General features: G+C 46.3%; 16 protein-coding genes. 12 read left to right on the top strand and 4 right to left on the bottom strand.

Features of this window, described 5'->3' with window-relative positions:
• Positions 1–119: 119 nt before the first annotated feature.
• A complete protein-coding gene (locus V5298_RS08445) occupies positions 120–3,500 on the top strand; it encodes a hybrid sensor histidine kinase/response regulator (RefSeq protein ID WP_332931023.1) in 3,381 nt (1,126 codons plus the stop codon).
• A gap of 50 nt (positions 3,501–3,550) precedes the next feature.
• Here V5298_RS08445 and V5298_RS08440 read toward each other — a convergent pair whose 3' ends face one another.
• Positions 3,551–4,444: a response regulator gene (locus tag V5298_RS08440; protein ID WP_332931022.1), complete on the bottom strand. Its 894-nt coding sequence runs from the start codon at positions 4,442–4,444 to the stop codon at positions 3,551–3,553.
• A gap of 226 nt (positions 4,445–4,670) precedes the next feature.
• Complete coding sequence (locus tag V5298_RS08435; RefSeq protein WP_332931021.1) at positions 4,671–7,247, bottom strand: TonB-dependent receptor; 2,577 nt, start codon at positions 7,245–7,247, stop codon at positions 4,671–4,673.
• A 416-nt stretch (positions 7,248–7,663) separates the two neighbouring features.
• On the opposite strand from V5298_RS08435, the gene aceK reads away from it, so the two are divergent.
• The 6 genes from aceK (at position 7,664) to nspC (ending at position 14,166) form a co-directional block, all read left to right on the top strand.
• On the top strand, positions 7,664–9,397 hold the full coding sequence (aceK, locus tag V5298_RS08430; protein ID WP_416351160.1) for a bifunctional isocitrate dehydrogenase kinase/phosphatase: 1,734 nt from the start codon (positions 7,664–7,666) through the stop codon (positions 9,395–9,397).
• A gap of 133 nt (positions 9,398–9,530) precedes the next feature.
• Positions 9,531–10,214, top strand: coding sequence for a response regulator transcription factor (locus tag V5298_RS08425; protein ID WP_332931020.1), 684 nt, complete (start codon positions 9,531–9,533; stop codon positions 10,212–10,214).
• 132 nt (positions 10,215–10,346) lie between these two features.
• Positions 10,347–11,243: a 1-aminocyclopropane-1-carboxylate deaminase/D-cysteine desulfhydrase gene (locus V5298_RS08420; RefSeq protein ID WP_332931019.1), complete on the top strand. Its 897-nt coding sequence runs from the start codon at positions 10,347–10,349 to the stop codon at positions 11,241–11,243.
• Between the two features lie 79 nt (positions 11,244–11,322).
• Entirely contained in the window at positions 11,323–11,724 is a 402-nt protein-coding gene (locus tag V5298_RS08415; RefSeq protein WP_332931018.1) for a hypothetical protein, read from the top strand.
• Positions 11,725–11,817: 93 nt separating this feature from the next.
• Complete coding sequence (locus tag V5298_RS08410) at positions 11,818–13,020, top strand: saccharopine dehydrogenase family protein (RefSeq protein ID WP_332931017.1); 1,203 nt, start codon at positions 11,818–11,820, stop codon at positions 13,018–13,020.
• Between the two features lie 15 nt (positions 13,021–13,035).
• Positions 13,036–14,166: a carboxynorspermidine decarboxylase gene (gene nspC, locus V5298_RS08405; RefSeq protein ID WP_332931016.1), complete on the top strand. Its 1,131-nt coding sequence runs from the start codon at positions 13,036–13,038 to the stop codon at positions 14,164–14,166.
• Positions 14,167–14,172: 6 nt separating this feature from the next.
• Here the strand turns inward: nspC and V5298_RS08400 are convergent, their stop codons facing one another.
• Positions 14,173–14,439 carry a hypothetical protein gene (locus tag V5298_RS08400; protein ID WP_332931015.1) on the bottom strand — a complete coding sequence of 89 codons (267 nt, stop codon included), beginning with the start codon at positions 14,437–14,439 and terminating at the stop codon, positions 14,173–14,175.
• A gap of 73 nt (positions 14,440–14,512) precedes the next feature.
• Positions 14,513–15,358: a 16S rRNA (cytidine(1402)-2'-O)-methyltransferase gene (gene rsmI / locus V5298_RS08395; protein ID WP_332931014.1), complete on the bottom strand. Its 846-nt coding sequence runs from the start codon at positions 15,356–15,358 to the stop codon at positions 14,513–14,515.
• Positions 15,359–15,555: 197 nt separating this feature from the next.
• Here rsmI and V5298_RS08390 point away from each other — a divergent pair, with 197 nt between their 5' ends.
• The 5 genes from V5298_RS08390 to V5298_RS08370 form a co-directional block, all read left to right on the top strand.
• Positions 15,556–17,550: a penicillin-binding protein activator gene (locus V5298_RS08390; protein WP_332931013.1), complete on the top strand. Its 1,995-nt coding sequence runs from the start codon at positions 15,556–15,558 to the stop codon at positions 17,548–17,550.
• Between the two features lie 9 nt (positions 17,551–17,559).
• Positions 17,560–17,907: a YraN family protein gene (locus V5298_RS08385; RefSeq protein ID WP_332931012.1), complete on the top strand. Its 348-nt coding sequence runs from the start codon at positions 17,560–17,562 to the stop codon at positions 17,905–17,907.
• Positions 17,908–17,936: 29 nt separating this feature from the next.
• A complete protein-coding gene (locus V5298_RS08380; protein ID WP_332931011.1) occupies positions 17,937–18,542 on the top strand; it encodes a phosphoheptose isomerase in 606 nt (201 codons plus the stop codon).
• On the top strand, positions 18,539–19,123 hold the full coding sequence (locus V5298_RS08375; protein ID WP_332931010.1) for a BON domain-containing protein: 585 nt from the start codon (positions 18,539–18,541) through the stop codon (positions 19,121–19,123). The genes V5298_RS08380 and V5298_RS08375 overlap by 4 nt, the downstream gene beginning before the upstream one ends.
• A gap of 66 nt (positions 19,124–19,189) precedes the next feature.
• Positions 19,190–19,520: MFS transporter (locus tag V5298_RS08370; RefSeq protein WP_332931009.1), on the top strand; the 331-nt coding region annotated here is incomplete at its 3' end.

Here is a 19,520-nt window from a genome sequence, read left to right as displayed (position 1 = left end):
CTTTATCCCCATAGTGTCATGCGTCATTTGCAGGTAAGCTCCACTTACCACGGTGCCCGTTTTACACGATTAATAAACAAAAAACCCCACGCTCTTCAAATTCAGGAACCTCGCTTTCTATGCAAGCCAAAGCAAAAATATCTGCCCGTCGACGTACCTACAACAAACTGGTAGCCAACGAAACGATGGAAGACTTCGCACTGCGTTTTACCGCCTTTCGAGCTCGCAAATGGTCTTCGTCACGTATTGCAACGACGGCGTTGGGGATCGTGTCTTTTATGGTGCTTGAAGCCATAGGTGGCGCTATTACTTTAAATTACGGTTTTATTAATACGGCGTGGGCGATCTTGGCACTTATGGCGGTGATATTTATCACTGGCGCGCCCATTAGTTTTTACGCCGCCCGTTACGGCGTTGACATTGACCTATTAAGCCGCGGGGCTGGGTTTGGCTATATCGGCTCCACCGTTACGTCACTGGTCTATGCGTCATTCACGTTGGTATTCTTCGCCTTAGAAGCCGCCATTATGGCTATGGCCATCGAGCTGCTCCTAGATATTCCCTTGTATATTAGCTATGCCATCAGTGCGTTGATGGTCATGCCCCTGGTCACTCACGGAATGACTTATATCAGTCGTTTCCAGATGTTAACCCAGCCCATATGGATAGTGCTTCAACTTATCCCTTTGCTGTATGTATTTAATCATCCTGACTCAAGTTTGAACGATTGGATGAGCTTTAGCGGTGACGCCGGCGATCAAGGTCGAGACTTTGACATACTACTTTTTGGTGCCGCTTCTGCAGTATTGCTTTCGCTAGTTGCGCAAATTGGCGAACAAGTTGCTGTGTTACGCTTTTTACCACCTAAATCTCTGGCTTCCAACCCCGCAAAATGGTGGGTAGCGGTAATATTAGCAGGGCCGGGCTGGATCATTTTTGGCGCAGGGAAACTTTTTTTAGGATCGTTTTTAGCTTTTTTTGCCATCGAACAAGGGGTGTCCCGAGAACTAGCCAGCGATCCTGCCCACATGTATCAGTCTGCCTTTGGGTATTTGTTTAATAACACCACAATCAGCATCGCCATCGCTGCCACCTTTGTCATTCTATCCCAATTAAAATTCAATGTGGCCAATGCTTATGCAGGCTCATTGGCTTGGTCTAACGTTTTTAGCCGTATTACCCGCAATCACCCGGGCCGAGTGGTATGGATGATATTTAATATCTTAATTGCCTTGCTATTAATGGAGCTGGGACTCTATCAGACCGTTGAAAGCGTGTTACAAATATACTCGGTCTTGGTACTGTCTTGGCTCAGCTCCGTTGCTGCAGATTTGCTCATAAACAAATCTCTTGGACTGAGTCCACCAGGGATCGAATTTAAACGCTCTAAACTGTATGACATCAACCCCGTGGGAACCATTTCCATGTTTGTTGCCTCGGCGGCTGGGTTTAGCGCACACCTTGGCTTAATGGGGACCTTGATGCAGGCCATGAGCTCTTACGTCGCCTTTTTTATTCCCTTCATCTGCGCGCCCCTTGTTGCATGGCTCACCCAAGGACGGTTTTATCTGGTTGACAACCAGACCAACCACCCGCTTGTCGAGCACCAATATCCATGCTGCATCTGTGAAAATACTTTTGATAGAGAAGATATGAGTTTTTGCCCTGCCTACACTCAACCCATTTGTTCTCTTTGTTGTACCCTGGACACACGATGTGGTGATAAATGTCGTGAAAATGCCACCTTAACGGCGCAGATATTACAATTATTTAGTCGCTATCTTAATCTTCATACCCTTAGAAATCTTACTCCCCCCATACTTCCCACGCTGGCACTCACCACCTTATTAAGTGGTATTTCCGCAGCGATTTTATTTTTGATTTACTGCCAGATCCCCATGTCGACACCAGATTTACGGGCCGTTTTTGCTGCCACCTTGTCTAAAATATTCTTTTCCCTACTTATCATTGTTGGCGTAGTAAGTTGGTTATTTACCTTGGTTCGACTGAGTAACCAAGCCGCATTAAGCGAATTACGGGCCCAAACCAAAGCCCTAGCCCGAGAAGTTTCTGCCCATGAAAAAACCTCATTAGCTTATCAACTGGCTAAAGATGAGGCCGAATCCGCCAACAAAGCCAAGAGTCGGTATCTGGCAGGGTTAAGTCATGAACTGAGAACCCCCCTTAACGTGTTACTGGGCTATACCCAATTATTAGCCAGCGATGCCCGTCTTCCAGACAACGCCCGCACCTCATTGCAAATCATGAAGCGAAATGGTGAACACCTCGGCGATCTTATTGAAAGTGTACTGGAAGTATCCAAGCTGGAAGCTGGGCGATTGGCTGTTGATCGAGAAGAAATTCAACTTCCTCAGGTTATAGAACAACTGGTGGACATGTTCGAATCTCAAGCGGTATCTAAAGAATTACAATTTATCTGTACCCTTGAAACCCCCCTTCCCGATGTGGTGCTCGGCGATAAACAACGCCTGCGCCAGATACTCATTAACCTGCTATCCAATGCGGTGAAATTTACCCAAACGGGCTCTGTGTCTTTTCTTATTCGCTACCGAAACGAAGTGGCACAATTTATTGTCAAAGATACGGGGCCAGGTATTGCTCCTAAAGATCAGCAAACCGTGTTTAATCCCTTTGAACGGATTCAAGAACCTAACTCATCTATCCCCGGTACGGGATTGGGACTTACCATTTCCAGAGCCCTAGCTGAACTGATGGGCGGTGAAATAGAACTGATAAGTGAGATCGGTAAAGGCTGTCAATTTAAACTCAGCCTTATGTTACCTCGATTACGTTCGAGTCACCGTACGCCAGTGTTAAATGACAAGCTGATCTATGATTACCATGGTCCACGAAAAACCATTCTTTCAATAGATGATGAAGCAAGCCAACGTCAATTAGTGCAGGATATTCTGCGCTCTGTGGGGTTTGAGGTGCATACCGCAGCTTCTGTGGAACAAGGTCTGCAAATGCTGCGTAAAGATACAATAGATTTGCTGTTACTGGACTTAAAAATGCCAAATATCAGTGGCTGGCAAGGTGCCGAAATGGTCCGAAAAGAGGGGTACAAACTGCCCATTATTATTGTTTCAGCCAATGTACGAGACCTTGATGTTGAAAACAGTGCCCAGAAAAATCACAACGACTATTTAACCAAGCCCTTTGATATTGCCAGCTTGCTTAACAAAGTAGCTAATTGGTTAGATATTGAGTGGAAAGAACACAATAATAATGACGAAGCAGTGCCCGTTACCACCATGCCCAACAAGCCCAAGGCGGGACGGAATCAGTATCAAACCCTTAAGTCCATGGCAGAAATTGGCTATTTATCGGGCTTTATGACCAAGCTCAATGATATTGATAAGAACTTTCATCTGCCAACCCACACCCAAAAGGAACTCAAGCAGCTGGCCAGTCAAATTCAATTTAGAAAAGTCATAGAAAAATTAGATACTCTGATAAAAGAAAATGGTGGCACCTAAGGTATCGGCCTGTAATGGGCTTCCGGTATTGTCTAAAGGCAAAGGCTCGACTATTGTGTCGTCAAAGCACGGATTGCAATACCCGCCGCCGTGGTTCGATTTTCCACACCTAATTTGGCAAATACCTGCTCTAAGTGTTTGTTCACCGTACGGGCACCGATCTCGAGAATTTGTGCTATTTCTTTATTGGTTTTACCGTTAGATAACCAATACAGCACTTCTGATTCACGGGTGGTTAAGCTTAACTGAATACGAAGTTTTTCCTCGCCCGACACTTTTTCCACCGCTTCATTAATTCTAAAAGTACAATCGCCATTAACTCGGCGCGATACCAACGCAAGCTCACAGCTCCCACCGTCATACATCACCCCTTGAGCATGACTTTGTAACGCAACATCAGCCAAAATGTTTCTTACTGCCGGGATCATCACCTCATTAAACCAATCATCGGCTTGGGGAATATTAGACAGAAAATCATGGGTTTGGGGGGTTGCCCACAATAATTCGCCGCTTTTATTAACAGCAAAAAGATTCTGGCCTATAGAATCGAGAGCTTGTTGGGCACTGGATGTGATCTGCGCGTTGTTCGCGTGAATTTTTATCCGAGCTATTAATTCCTCGGGGTTGACCGGCTTAACGATGTAATCCACGCCACCGGCATTCAGCCCTTTTAAGGTGCTTTGGGAATCCGTCAACCCTGTCATAAATACCACAGGAATATGCTGTAACTCACGATTTTGTTTTAGGCGGGTGCAAGTCTCAAAGCCATCCAATTTAGGCATCATGGCGTCGAGTAAAATAATATCCGGGCGGATTTGTTCTGCTATGGTGATGGCCTGATTCCCTTCTAGGGCCACCAGGGTACTGATCCCTTCTTTTTCAAGAATATCGTTTATCAGGCTAAGTGAATCTGGTGAGTCATCGACAACTAAAACCGTATACATAGGCACTCAAAAATTGAACAGCGCGTTACTGTTTTATCCATTTGTCATCCCTACACCATACCGTAAATAAACACTATGGAGTATGGGGCATTTTACGTATTTCACGAGTTTGTTGTATTTCCTATGTTTAGCTTAGTGCAAAATAAGTTTTTAAAAAATAAAAAAGCCGAGACAGATGACTCATGTCTCGGCTGGTTTGTATTGATGAAAACCTTACATCAGATGATTAAAACGTATAAGTTACCTTGCCATACACGTAACGGCCGGTGAAGCCGAATGGCGAGAAGCCTGAGTAAGGGAAAATGGTCGAGAAGGTTGTCACCTCGTCGACCAGATTACGGGTCGCTTCAGGATAAACATCAAAGAGGTTGTTGGCACCAACAGATAAGGATAAGCCGTCAATTAGCGCTACCCGTAGATCCAAATCGGTGATCCATTCAGCCGGTACGATTTCATTGCGCGCTTCAATGGAGGAAGGATCTTCCACTTCTCCATATCGAGTGGTACGCAAAGTGGTGGTATAACGATCGTATGACCAGGTTACCCCAAGGTTAATCTTGTTATCCGGTGAACTGGTTTCAAATCGACGTAATTCCACATCATCAAATAAGTTACTTTGGTCAACCCCTGCTTCTGCCAAAATAGCTGGTGCATCGATGATGTCTGTCACTTCGTTGTCGTTGAAGTTAATCCCTGCATTAAAGTTAAACGCACCATATTCCTGGGTACGTAAGGTGTAAGTTGAAACAATATCCACACCTTGTGTACGAGAATCGATGGCATTTAAGAAAAAGCGAGCACTGGTAGCACCGGTGCCAGCAAGAAGTTCCTCAATGGCATCACCAGATAAGTTGTTGGACAACACGATGCGATCATCAATATCAATGCGATAGAAATCTACCGTCAGGTTGAAATCCGCATTCGGCGAGTAAGTAAAACCGGCACTGTAGTTATTTGATTCTTCCGCATCCAGACCAGGGCTACCTAATGCCAGGGCAACGTCACTAGAAGGCGCAAAAGTACCGGTTTCAACCGGCTCACCGTCGGAACCAAAGACGGTGGCAATAGACGTAAAATATTGCTGTTGTAACGACGGAGCTCTAAAGCCTGTGGACACAGACGCCCGCAGCGCAAATTCTTCGGTTAAAGTCACCCGATGGGACATTTTCCAATTAAAGGTACTGCCAAAGTCAGAATAATCTTCAAACCGGCCTGCCACAGCCACGTTCCAGTTCTCCAGTACATCGGCTTCTAAGTCCACGTAAAGGCTGTAATTGTGACGGGTGTTTTTACCTGCAGATTCTGGGGTAAAACCAGGGAAAACCTGGGATCCCGCAGCCCCTAAGTCATCGTCTTCGTCTTCTCTGACGGCGCCGCCTAAACCATAATCGCCTTGAATATAGGAGCTCTCTTCACCCGCTACGATTTCATAACCTTCGTGACGATATTCTGCCCCCATGGCAAAGTTCATATCGCTGTAGAAAATTCCGGTGTCCACCAAACGGGAGGCATCAGCATTCACCACTGTCATTTCATATTTTAATTCACCGGCATCAAAGCTCGTTGGGCTATCGGCACCCAAAGAGGTATTGAGGCTGTTAACCACGCTGTATTCCAGCGCATTTTGACCGTGGGTTATAGAAATATCGTAATTCCAAACATCGCCATACCCTTTTAAGCCGGTAAGTACCGACATATCGGCAATATCCGTTTTGATATAAGGTAAGAAGCCGTCAGGATAAATAGACAATATGTTTCTGTCGTCTTTAGGAAGACGATAAAAACCACCGCCTAGAGAGTTTCGTTTACTCGCCCCTGCTGTTGCATAAAATTCAGTACTGTCGCTTACCGCTTTACCCGCATTAACAAACAGTGCGAAGTCTTCGACTTCACCGTTACCGTACACATGGTTATACCGGTTAACTGTCAATTCTCTGGGATCCAGATCGCCATTTTCATCACGATCATAAAATTCCCGACTATCAAAGTCGGCGCGGTTTGCTTCACCCCGATCACGGTACTCAGCAGACACATTCACAAAACCGTCATCGCCCCATTCAAACCCGATATTGCCACGCAAGGTTAGTGTTTGGCCATCGGTGAGCTCGCGATCAGAGCCGGTTTCAAAAGCAAGATCGCCATTATCATCAATGCTTACGCCTTTTAAGTCTGGCACGCCATCCATAGTGGTAACGTTTGCGCCATAAGTGGCAGACACTTCGCCGCCTTCGCTGGCATCTTTAAGTACGATGTTAATGACCCCGGCGATGGCATCAGAACCATACTGCGCCGCCGCACCATCACGAAGCACTTCAATGCGCTTGATAGCATTGGCAGGGATCGCATTGAGATCCACTGCAGATGAACCCCGTCCCACTGAACCATTTAGGTTCACCAGCGCACTGGTATGACGACGCTTACCGTTAATCAACACCAAGGTATGATCGGGGGCTAAGCCACGTAATTGCGCCGGACGCACATGGTCCGTACCGTCGGTTACAGAAGGCTGAGGAAAGTTAAAGCTAGGCAGCAGCGAATTGAGGATCATATTGGTTTCGGTCAAACCCGTTGCCTGAATAGATGAGGCATCAATAATATCGATAGGTACGGGTGAATCGTTTACCGTGCGTCCCACGCGGCGGGAACCAACAACCTGAATTTTTTCCAAATCGTCATCGGCAATGGCCGTTGAATCTGTCTGAGAAAACGCGGAAGAAGACACAAATGAGAGCGGAAGGCCAATAACAGCGGCCGCAATCAATGACAGTTTAAATGCGGAATTTTTGCATTTGTCGTGTTGCATGAGAATGTTCCTGAGTGATTTAAGTGTTTTTATCTTTTTTGTCGGATTGTTTTCACCACAATCTGACTAATAGCTTGTCTTTTCTGGCGTTAAGCTACTGATATAAAGCCCTTTATAGGGTTTGTTATTATTTTGATATTGCAGCCTTGACTGACTGTCTGGTCAACAGTAAATCACAAAGTATTAGACGTCTACAAGTCTAAAATTTAATTACTTATTACATTCTTTAGCCTTCTTATACGGCTTCCCGCGTTTAATTTACCTGCCAATATCTACAAAATAGGACCTGCTGTACCTTAAATAGACGTTCCTTTTATAGACTTTTTCCCTTCCTCGGATCCTTTGTTATAGTCATCATTCATTACAATGACTTCTCTGTATTTTTCCATGTGATAGGGTTGGCATGAGGCGTTTTAATGGAAATGGCGATGACCGATACCCGATTGGCTAAAAAAATAGCTTTTCAAATACTTACTCATTTTGATAAAAGTTACCGCTGGTTTACCCGCATCACGCGAGGAGCGCAGCAACGGTTTGAAAACGGCGAATGGAGCGCAACGCAGCAAGCGTCCACAGACCGCATTAATATTTATGAAACCTGTGTGTCAAAAGCCACCGCCGACATTTACCATCAGGTTGAAATCCACCAGCAAAATCCCGCATTTTGGCGAGCCATGAAAGACGCTTACAGTTTATTGCTTGGTGCCCATCCCCAATTTGAACTAGCAGAAACCTTTTATAACTCCATCATTGGTCGACTATTTCGTCACAAGTCTATCGATAACAGCGTGATGTTTGTGTTGCCCAGTCGCTGTTTCTTGCCCGGCCGGGATCGGGACAAGGTGGTGAATCGGTTTGACACCAATCACACCGTTGCCCAAATGTACGCGGCCATTTTCGAAATATATCGCTTTAAAGCTCCCTTTGAAGATAAAGCCCGAGACATGGCGCACTTAGAAACCGCCTTACGGCGCCGCTTAAACACACAGCAACTTGCCCGTGTTTATAGTGTAGAGATGTTAAAACCGGTGTTTTATCGGGGGAAATCGGCCTATTTAATTGGGCGCATTTGCATGCCCGATGAAACGTTACCGTTCGTCATTTCCCTGCATACCAACGAAAACAATGCCATATACATCGATGCATTACTGACTGAGCGAAAAGATCTATCGGTGATTTTTGGTTTTGCCCGTAGTTATTTTATGGCTGATACCCAACACCCAGTGGAAGTGGCGTCCTTTTTACAGGAACTCATGCCGAACAAGAAACACTTCGAACTGTATATGTCTCTTGGTCACCACAAACACGGGAAAACCGTTTTTTATCGAAATTTTCTGGAGCATTTGGACAATAGTAGTGATCAATTTGAGCGAGCACCCGGTATTCGTGGTCTGGTGATGATGGTGTTTCATCTTCCTTCCTACGGCGTGGTGTTTAAAATCATTAAGGATGCCTTTGCCGAAAGTAAAAAGATCACCCGCCAGCATGTGAAGGATTGCTACAAACTGGTCAAGATGTCTGATCGTGTGGGGCGAATGGCCGATACCCACGAGTATGTTAACTTCCGCTTTCCCTTAGATCGAATTGCCCCCGAGCTGTTGCAGGAATTAAAAGAAACCTGCGCATCCAGTTTAGTGATCACCGACGACGCGTTGATCATCAAGCACCTGTATATTGAACGCAAGATGACACCACTCAATCTGTATCTTCAACAAGAAACGGATGCCGATAAAATACGCAACGCCATCGATGAACTGGGCCTGTGTATAAAACAAATTGCTTTAGCGAATATTTTCCCCGGCGATATGCTGCACAAAAACTTTGGCATTACCCGTCATGGCCGGATTATTTTTTATGATTATGACGAAATTTGCCTGATGAAAGAGCGCAATTTCCGCGCCTTGCCGAAATCCGATGATCCCTATGCCCTTGATACCCTGTCAGTGGCGCCCAATGATGTGTTTCCCGAACAATTCGAACACTTTATTGTGGGTAAAAAGCAATTCAAAGACATACTCAAAGAACTCCATGGCGATCTGATGACACCAGAATATTGGAAGTCGGTACAGCATATCGCGGCAAAAGGCGAGATAACGGATTTCACGCCCTACAATCCGGATAAGCGCTTTGCTCGCCCTACAAAAAATTAAGCAGGTAAGATAATTGTAAAGCATCGGCGCTTTTTACAAAGAATGTGATCATTTTTCAGCCCCATTACCGTACCTAAGCATTAGGAAAATTGGTTCCACTGCTTAATTACATTGAGGTAACAGAGCTGTCATTATGAAAGTACTAATTGTTGAAGACGATCAAACCGTTGCGACTTACCTGAGCGCTGCTCTGCAAACCGCTGGGCACAACACTTGTGTAAAAGGTGATGGTAAAAACGCCTTGGCGCTGGCCCTCAAAGCGCAATTCGATTTGGTCATTATTAACATGAAGCTACCGGAAATAGACGGGCTAACGGTGCTTGAACATATTCGAAAGGAAAATAAAGCGCTTCCGGTGTTATTGCTTGGCTCAGCCCCACCTTCGGATGAAAATCTCTTACATTTGTATTCTGATACCACTGATTACCTTTGTCAGCCCGTTGGCAGTAAAGATCTACTGATCACCATAGACCAGTTGTTACAGCGCAGTGCAAGTTCGGCCCGTGAAAATACCTTGAGGGTGGGCGATCTCACGTTAGATTTGCAGCAACGAAAAGTGACCCGGGGCGGCACAGAATTAGCCCTGCAGGCAAAAGAATTTCAACTTTTAGAGTGCCTGCTTCGAAATCGTGGCCAGGTGGTATCCCGAAGCATGTTGTTAGAGCGGGTGTGGAATTATCACTTTGACCCCCAAACCAACCTCATTGATGTGCATATCAGCCGCTTGCGTCAAAAAGTGGATCGCACCTTTAACATCCCCCTTATCGAAACAGTGCGAGGCACCGGGTATCGCATCATAGACACCCCTGATCAATAGCTAAAGAGCCGTCATGGACTTATCATGGTGACCCATTGGAGGTTATTAATGTACCTTCATGTCGATAAAATCGACCGTTGAATGTCATAATAGTCTTATGCCGTTTTCGCCCATTAAAGAGCCAATATATCCATGCTGTCAGCCTCTGCACTTAATCTAACCCTACCCTCTCCTGTGATGCCTTTTTCTCCTGATTGGCCCGGCGCCGACAAGGTCACCTTGCATATTAAACGTGACGATCTCATTCATCCGATTATTTCCGGCAACAAATGGCGCAAATTAAAATATACCTTTAATCAGTTACCCGCGAACTGTAACCATATCATCAGCTTTGGCGGTGGCTATTCCAATCATCTTCATGCCTGCGCCTATTTGTGCATGCGCAACCAGCTCACCATGACGGCTATTGTGCGGGGGAACTATTCCCACGGGTTGACGCCCATGCTCAAGGATCTTCGAGCTTGGGGCACCCACATCCAGTTTGTGGACAAACTCACCTACCAAAAACGTGCCGATGCTGATTATCTTTCCCACTTACAGCAGTGCTATCCTACTGCCTATATTGTGCCGGAAGGTGGTAGCCATGCACCGGCAATAAAAGGGGTGGCTGAGCTACTGCAAGAAACCCCTCATCCCTTCGATCATGTCCTGGCTCCTGTGGGCAGCGGTGCCACACTGGCGGGGTTAATTACCGCACTGAAACCACAACAAAGCGCAACGGGTATTGCCGTGTTAAAAGGTCAGGGGTATCTTGAAGATCTGGTTAGTCAGTTGCTGCCATCGGACTGCACAAATACCCATTGGCGCATAGAACATCAGTTTCATGGGGGCGGCTACGCAAAAGCGTCAGCGCCACTCACAGCATTTTGTCAGACATTTACAACACGCTACAAGATCCCTATTGAACCTGTTTATTCAGGAAAACTAATGTATGCCGTGAAACAAATGCTTCAAGATGGATATTTTGCAAACAAAAGCCGTATACTGTTACTTCATACCGGTGGTATGCAAGGAGCAAGACAGAGTTGATCTACCCGTGTTTTTTTCCCGTTACAATAAAATAGGCGATGAACCTCGTCTCTGATGGTTTCTTTTTAGGGGACATGCTTTGATTACTAATCCACAAAACCTGCCTGAACCTTTGCAGTTGTTGGTGGGCCGGTCACTGAATTTGTGTGAGCTTTTGCTTCCGCACTGCAGTGCACTCTATCCTTTTGCCGCCATTTATGAAGAGGGGCGCATCGGCTGTTTATTTGCCGATGATCACAGTGGTGAGCAAAACGAGAGCTACCTTATCGAACAACTGCAATGGCGCATCATAGATACCACCACGGATACCCAAAGTTACAGCGTATTAGTTTATGCCGCCACCGTCACCACCGACAGACATAAACAGCTTAATGCCATTGCCATTAATGCCTCTGATCCCAAGGGCGAAGAAACCATGCTGCTGTATCCCTATTTTCGGGTAGGCAAAAAAATCGTGGTGTCTCCCCCTATTCCGGGTTAAATTTTCATCTTTAACCTACAACTTTGCTTGCCAAAATGCTGATCTCTGCTAGCATTCAGCCAAAATTTACCTAACGGTTCGGAATCAAAAACTATGTCTCGCGTTCTCATAATTGGTGCCGGCGGTGTGGCCGCTGTCACAGTGAAAAAATGTGCTCGTTTACCCGAGTATTTTGACGAAATCTATCTTGCTAGCAGAACCATTTCAAAATGCGAAGCGTTACAGCAAGAAGTCGGTGCAGATCGGGTCAAAGCCGTCTATGCCGTAGACGCTGACGATGCCAGCGCTGTGGAAAAACTGATTAACGATGTTACCCCTGATCTGGTCATCAACCTAGCCCTGCCATATCAGGATCTTCCTATTATGGATGCCTGTCTGGCCACCAAAACCGACTATCTGGATACGGCAAACTACGAGCCAAAAGATGTGGCAAAGTTTGAGTACAGCTGGCAATGGGCTTACCAAAATAAATTTAAAGACGCCGGTATCATGGCATTACTCGGTTCAGGCTTTGATCCGGGCGTCACCAATGTGTATACCGCGTATGCGGCAAAACATTATTTCGACGAAATTCATTACTTGGATATTGTTGACTGCAATGGCGGTGATCACGGTCAGGCCTTTGCAACTAACTTCAACCCTGAAATCAATATTCGTGAAATTACCCAGCGTGGCCGCTATTGGGAAAATGGCGAATGGAAAGAAACCGATCCCTTAAGTGTGCGCGAAGATCTGGATTATCAGAATATCGGCGTACGGGCTTCTTATTTAATGTTTCACGAAGAACTCGAATCCATAGTAAAACATTTCCCAACCATTAAGCGCGCCCGTTTCTGGATGACCTTTGGTGATGCCTATCTAAATCACCTTAAGGTGTTGGAAGGTATTGGCATGACCAGCATTAAACCGGTGGAGTTTCAGGGACAAAAAATCGTTCCTTTAGAGTTCTTAAAGGCGGTATTGCCAAACCCAGGCTCTCTGGCCGAAGGCTATACAGGCATGACTTGTATCGGCACATACATTACCGGAATCAAGGACGGAAAAGAGAAAACCATCTTTATTTACAACAACTGCGATCATGCAATATGTAATGAAGAAGTGGGCGCTCAGGCCGTCTCTTACACCACAGGTGTACCCGCCATGATTGGGGCGATGATGATGCTGCAAGGTAAATGGAAAGCGCCAGGTGTGTGGAATATGGAACAATTCGATCCTGATCCCTTTATGGATGAACTCAATAAACACGGTTTGCCATGGCACGTGCTTGAATGCGACCAAAGCCCTTTTAAACGCTAAGCGGAGACGTAAAGGTTGACTGATTTAACACGGCGTCGCGATATCCCTTCTCCTTGTTACGTATTGGAAGAAGAAAAGCTGATCCACAATTTAACCTTGATGAAACGGGTACAGGACGAATCTGGCGTGCGCATTATTCTTGCGCTTAAAGGATTTTCCATGTGGTCCAGTTTTAATATCATTAAACCTTACCTGCATGGCGCCACTGCCAGTTCGGTTTGGGAAGCCAAGCTAGCGGCCAAAATGGGTAAGGAGGTGCATGCCTACGCGCCCGCCTATAAAGATAAAGACATTGCCGAGTTAAAGCATCTGGTCAACCATATTTCTTTTAATAGCATTAATCAGTGGCACCAGCACCGCGAAGCGTTAGCGGGGATCTCCATGGGGTTGCGTATCAACCCGGAGCATCAGGAAGCGGAAACGCCCCTGTATGATCCGGCTGCGCCAGGTTCCCGTCTAGGGATCCGTGCCAGTGAACTGGCATCAGTGGATCTCACCGGCATAGAAGGTTTGCACTGCCACAATTTGTGCGAATGTGACTCCTATGCCACCGCCCGCACCCTTGAGGCCATTGAAGCGCGTTTTGGTCAGTACCTGCCACACATGAAATGGTTAAATTTAGGTGGCGGCCACCTAATGACGCGGCAAGGCTACGATGTACAACATCTCATCACCACATTGACCCAATTTAAGGCCCGCTATCCCCATTTAGACGTGATCCTCGAACCCGGTTCTGCCGTGGCTTGGGATACCGGCCCCCTCATCGCCGAAGTGGTGGACATCGTGGAGAATGAAGGCAAGATTGCGATTTTAGATATCTCAGCCACAGCTCACATGCCAGATGTACTGGAAATGCCTTATCGCCCAGCAGTTTTGCATGCGGGCATGGCCGATGAAAAGGCCTATAACTACCGATTAGGCGGCAATTCTTGTCTCGCCGGTGACGTCATCGATGTCTACTCATTTGATACGCCCCTGCAACCTGGCCACCGCTTGCAGTTTGAAGACATGATGCACTACACCATGGTGAAAACCACCTTTTTTAATGGTGTAGAACATCCAAGTATTGGGATATTACGAAAAAACGGTGATTTCGAATTGATTCGTCAATTCACCTTTGATGATTTTGCAGGGCGTTTATCTTAGGCGCCCTTAGATCACACAGCTGCCACGGCATATGCCCGTATCACCTACACGCCCATCTAACAGCAACTCACCATCGAGGATGATTTTAAAGGTCGTCCCCTCCGGTGCACTGATGTTGTATTCCAAACCGTACATGTGATCTTCTTTAACATGTACAAGGGTTTCTTTTTTAGGATAGACCAAATCATAAACGCCATCGTCGTTACTCTCAGCAACAACATCCAGCATCCAGGTACCTTTGGCGATTTCTATGGAAAGCTGTTTTTCTAACACAGATATTCCTTAAATTACGAACTAATACAAACTTGAGGCCCGAACACAGCACACCTTGCTCGTGTTTAGGGCGCTAGCTGGATTCAGTATGTTCAAGCCCCGCCTGATATAAGGTATTTTTCTTTAACGAATAATGTTCCGCCACGATTGCAGCGGCTTTTTTCAATGGTAACGCGGCTTTTAATGTAATCAACAGATCCATGGCTTCTGCAGGTACGGCTTTTTCTTCCCCTTTTACCCCAGATATCATAAGCACAAATTCACCTTTTTGTCTCACCGGATCCTCGGCTAACCATGCCATGACTTCTGTGGCGGTGCCATCAACGTAAGTTTCAAAGGTTTTCGTCAATTCCTTTGCAATAACAATATGTCGCCCCTCACCCAAGGTATCACAGATATCACTTACGGTACCCAGTATACGGCGCGGTGCTTCATAAAAGACCGTGGTATATTCCCGTTCTTTTAATGGCAACAACACTTGTTTTCTGGCGCCGGTTTTAGGCGGCAAAAAACCTTCAAAAATGAATTTATCCGTTGCCAAACCCGACGCACTTAACGCTGTGACAAAAGCACAGGGGCCGGGCAAGGCCACTATGTTAATCCCTTCTTCCCGACAACGGCGCACCAAAACAAACCCAGGATCACTGATAAGCGGTGTACCGGCATCACTCACCAAGGCAATACTTTCACCGTCTTTAAGACGCTGACAAAGCATGGCGGTACGCTTACTCTCATTGTGTTCATGCAACGATAATGCCCGGGTATTAATCGAAAAATGTTGTAACAAACGTTGAGTATGACGGGTATCTTCCGCCGCAATCCAACTGACGCTTTTCAGTGTTTCAATAGCGCGACTGGACATGTCATCAAGATTACCGATTGGGGTTGGCACAATAAAAAGTGTCGCTGTCTCGACCATTAATTCATATCCTTCAAAAAATCATCCCATTGTGAGGTATTATCACTGTCATACTCAATGTCGATGTTGACTTGGCACATAGCCGTCGATGCATAAATCGAGTGTACCATGACACACGTACAGTTTAACGACGCAAGCGTAGATTTTCTGCCTGTATTCGTTAAACTGACCAAGTCTGACCGTAAAAGGAATCCTTTGTGAATTTGTCTGTTTTTATTTCACCTGTTGCTAGGTTAAGTTTAGTAACAATAACACTGTTAATTACTGGGTGTGGAACCACACCTAAACCCACTGAGATAAGCAAACCTCAGCCGGTAAAACAGCAAGAAATAACGGTGCCCGTCACAACGACGCCCGAGGCGTTAGTGGAAAAAGCCCAAAGTGTATGGCAAAGCGAACGCAATGAACTTAAACGGAATGACTATTTGCTGGATGCCGCCCAACTCTACTTGGAACAAGAAAACCCGATTCGCGCCCAGCAACTCCTGTTTGCGCTAAAAAAATCCTCTTTGTCAGCAGCGCAGACCCAACGCTTGGATCTGTATATTGTGCAGTCTTATTTGCACGATCCTAATGCCGATGACGAAACCTTATTGAGTCTGCTTAGTCCGTTGGCCGAGAATGATAAAATTAAGCAACAGCAACTCGAAGCGCAAGAAACCCTTTATGTGCGCCAACAGCAATGGCTGGCCGCGGCCAATACCCTTATCGCGCGAGATAATGACGATAGCGAAGCCAGCAAACAGATTTGGGCCTGGGTCAATAAAGCCGATGCGCAACAGCGTCAGGCGGCAGAACAGCAATTTCCAGCCTTAGAGCCCTATCTTGCGCTGTATAACATTGCCCAAACTTCTGGGCTAGACAAAGTACGTTTCCAACAACAAATCGATACCTTTAAACATGTTTATCGAGGCCATCCCTTGGTGGAAAACCTGCCTGAGGATATCCAATCTCGCATCACCTTAGCGGATAAAACCCCAGATGACATTCTGGTTCTGTTACCCCTAAGTGGCAAACTCGGCGATACGGGGCGCACCATCAAAGCGGGCATGTTAGCCGCCTATTATCAAAAGCTGGCAGAGCAACCCCTGCAACACCCCACGACGCTGACCTTTTTCGATACCGTTGGCAAGGACACCAACGCTCTGGTTGAGGCTATCTCAGGATATCAATGGATCATCGGCCCACTGTTAAAAGAAAATGTGGATGCCATTGCCCCTTATGTTCCCCCAACGACCACCTTTCTGGCATTAAATCGTAGTGATACCAATGAAGATGTGAGCTCACAACCAACACAGCTCAACCTCAATCACTACAATATCAAAGATACGGTCATGGCGGCCAATCCGGCCCCATCAAGCACCGCCGTCAAGGCCCATGCCTTTTATGCCTTGGCACCGGAAGACGAAGCCCGGCAACTGGCCCAATATATTTTCCATCAGGGTTTTGCTACCCCCATTGTGGTGTCAGCACAAAACAGTATTAACCAACGAATGAAAGACGCTTTTGACGCCCAGTGGCAAGCTCTCAATGCCCACAGAGCGCACACCGACAAGGTGAAACTGGTAACCGTGGATTTCACTGATAGCAACAGCTTAAAAACCGGTATTACAGAAGCGTTAGGCGTGGCCCAAAGCCGTGAGCGCATTCGTCAAATCGAATACATGCAAAATGAAAAGTTATATAACGTGCCCCGCAATCGCCGGGATGTAGATGCCATTATCGTGTTTGCGTCACCGGCGCAAACCGAATTACTCAATCCAATGGTGGAAGCCAGTTTAAGCCCCTTTAATGGTAAAACCGTGCCGGTTTTTGCGACCTCCCGCTCCATCGCCTACGACGATACGAAAAATCAGTGGCGCGATCTGCAAAATGTACGTTTCCTGGATATGCCCTGGATGATGCCAGACAATCAATGGACAGACTTTAAAGCGTCGGTGGATAATTTATGGCCAAGACGCAATACCCAGATGTCCCGTATGTTTGCCTTTGGTGTTGATGCCTACAATTTATTGCCCACTGTGCCGGTTTTAATGACCTTATCCCAAACAGAGTTTCAAGCCTTAACCGGTACCTTGCATATCGATAAACAGGGGAACATTGTTCGCAAACTGCCCCAGGCGGTGATCCACAATCAAAGCGTGCGTCCGGTTACCTTAACCCAAAACACCCACACGCCTTCGCCATTGTAGGAGCCAGCAATGGGAGCAACGGCCAAGGAAATAGGCAATCAAGCAGAATTGCGAGCAAAGCACTATTTGCAAGGGCAAGGACTGAGTTTTCATTGTGCCAATTACACCGCCAAAACAGGAGAATTGGATCTTGTTATGCGAAATGCCGAGACCTGGGTGTGTGTAGAAGTAAAATTTCGTGAAGATGATGGCTTTGGTCGGGCGGTGGATTTTGTCACCCCCGCCAAACTCAGCAAAGTCCGCCGTACCTTCGAGCATTTTCTTATGGCTCAAGGTCTTAACCCATTACACACACGGATGCGTATAGATGTGGTAGCATTAGACTCAGACCAATTAACATGGTTGAAAAACGTTTAATTAGCCCATGTCATAACCAGTAAATTACAATGATAGAAAAAATCAAAGCGAACTTCACCGAAAGTATTCAGACCAAAATCGCCGCCATTGAGATATTGCCTGAAAGTATTGAGAAAGCGGCGTATATGATGGTGGAAGCACTTATTCGCGGCAATAAGATTTTGTCTTGCGGCAACGGAGGTTCTGCAGCAGAAGCCCAGCGTTTTTCATCGGAATTGCTCAATCGTTTTGAACGGGATCGGCCCAGTTTGCCTGCAATTGCGTTAACCACCGATACCTCAACTATTACCTCCATTGCCAACGATGCCAGTTTTGACGATGTATTTGCCAAGCAGGTTCGCGCCTTTGGTCAACCCGGTGATATTTTACTTGCCATTTCCAGTAGTGGAAACTCCCGCAATATCATTGCCGCGGTAGAAGCCGCCTTGTCCCGAGACATGACGATTGTGGCATTAACCGGCAAAGATGGTGGTGAAATGGCAGGCTTCCTCAGCGAACATGATGTGGAAATTCGTGTACCGTCTAACCGTACAGCGCGAATACAAGAAGCTCATCTACTTGTTATTCACAATTTATGCGAATGTATTGATGATAGCCTTTTTCCAGCAGATCATGGAGATGACTTCCCGTTATGATAAACAAGAAACACGCCCTTTCTGTGTTCATTGCTGTTGTTGCGCTGATTAATTTGAATGGCTGTGCGTTGGTGGCGGTGGGTGCCGCAGGCGCACTAACCGCAAAAGTTGCCAAAGATCGTCGTACCGTGGGTACGCAGCTTGATGATCAAACAGCAGAAGGCCAGGTTGCCTATCAATGGTCAAAAAGTGATGCCCTCAAAAAAAGCGCAAACTTAGAAATTGATGTTTACAATGGCGTTGCCCTCATAACCGGTCAAGCCCCTAGCCAAGCATTAATTGACGAGGCTGTCGCTGCAGTTGAAAAAGTTGACTACATCACCAAAATACACAACCAACTCAGACTGAAAATGCCCATTGACGCAAGTGCTCAAGCAACGGATATCTGGCTGGCATCTAAAGTCAAAACCAACCTGGTAGCGGATGAGCGTGTTCCCTCACTACAGGTGAAAGTGATTGTTCAGGATAGTGAGGTGTTTCTGATGGGACGGGTAACCAATCAAGAAGGCACGTACGCGGTAGAAATAGCGCGGAATATCAACGGTGTAAAGCGGGTGATCAGAGCCTTTGAGATCATATAGACAACCTCCTTAGATTATCCTTTACCACCTTGTAACACACAGTACGTATACAATATAAAGAGTCCCATGATTAAACTTCATCGGCGCACGGCCATCACCTTGTTGGTTGCCGCCACATTATTTATGGAAATCCTGGATGCAACGGTAATCAGTACCGCATTACCTATTATTGCCCGGGATTTTGATGTCGCCGCCGCCCACTTATCCGTCGGTATTTCGGCCTACCTTGTGGCCGTAACGGTATTTATTCCAATCAGCGGCTGGGCCGCAGACAGATTCGGCTCGAAGAACCTCTTTTGCGCCGCGATATGTGTATTTGTGATTGCCTCAGTATGTTGTGCGGCCAGCGCCAATTTATACACATTTACCGCATCACGGGTTTTACAAGGCATAGGTG

It is taken from the genome of Alteromonas sp. 14N.309.X.WAT.G.H12, assembly GCF_036697315.1.
Taxonomy (GTDB): Bacteria; Pseudomonadota; Gammaproteobacteria; order Enterobacterales; family Alteromonadaceae; genus Alteromonas.
This window is presented reverse-complemented; position numbering and strand designations above follow the sequence as displayed.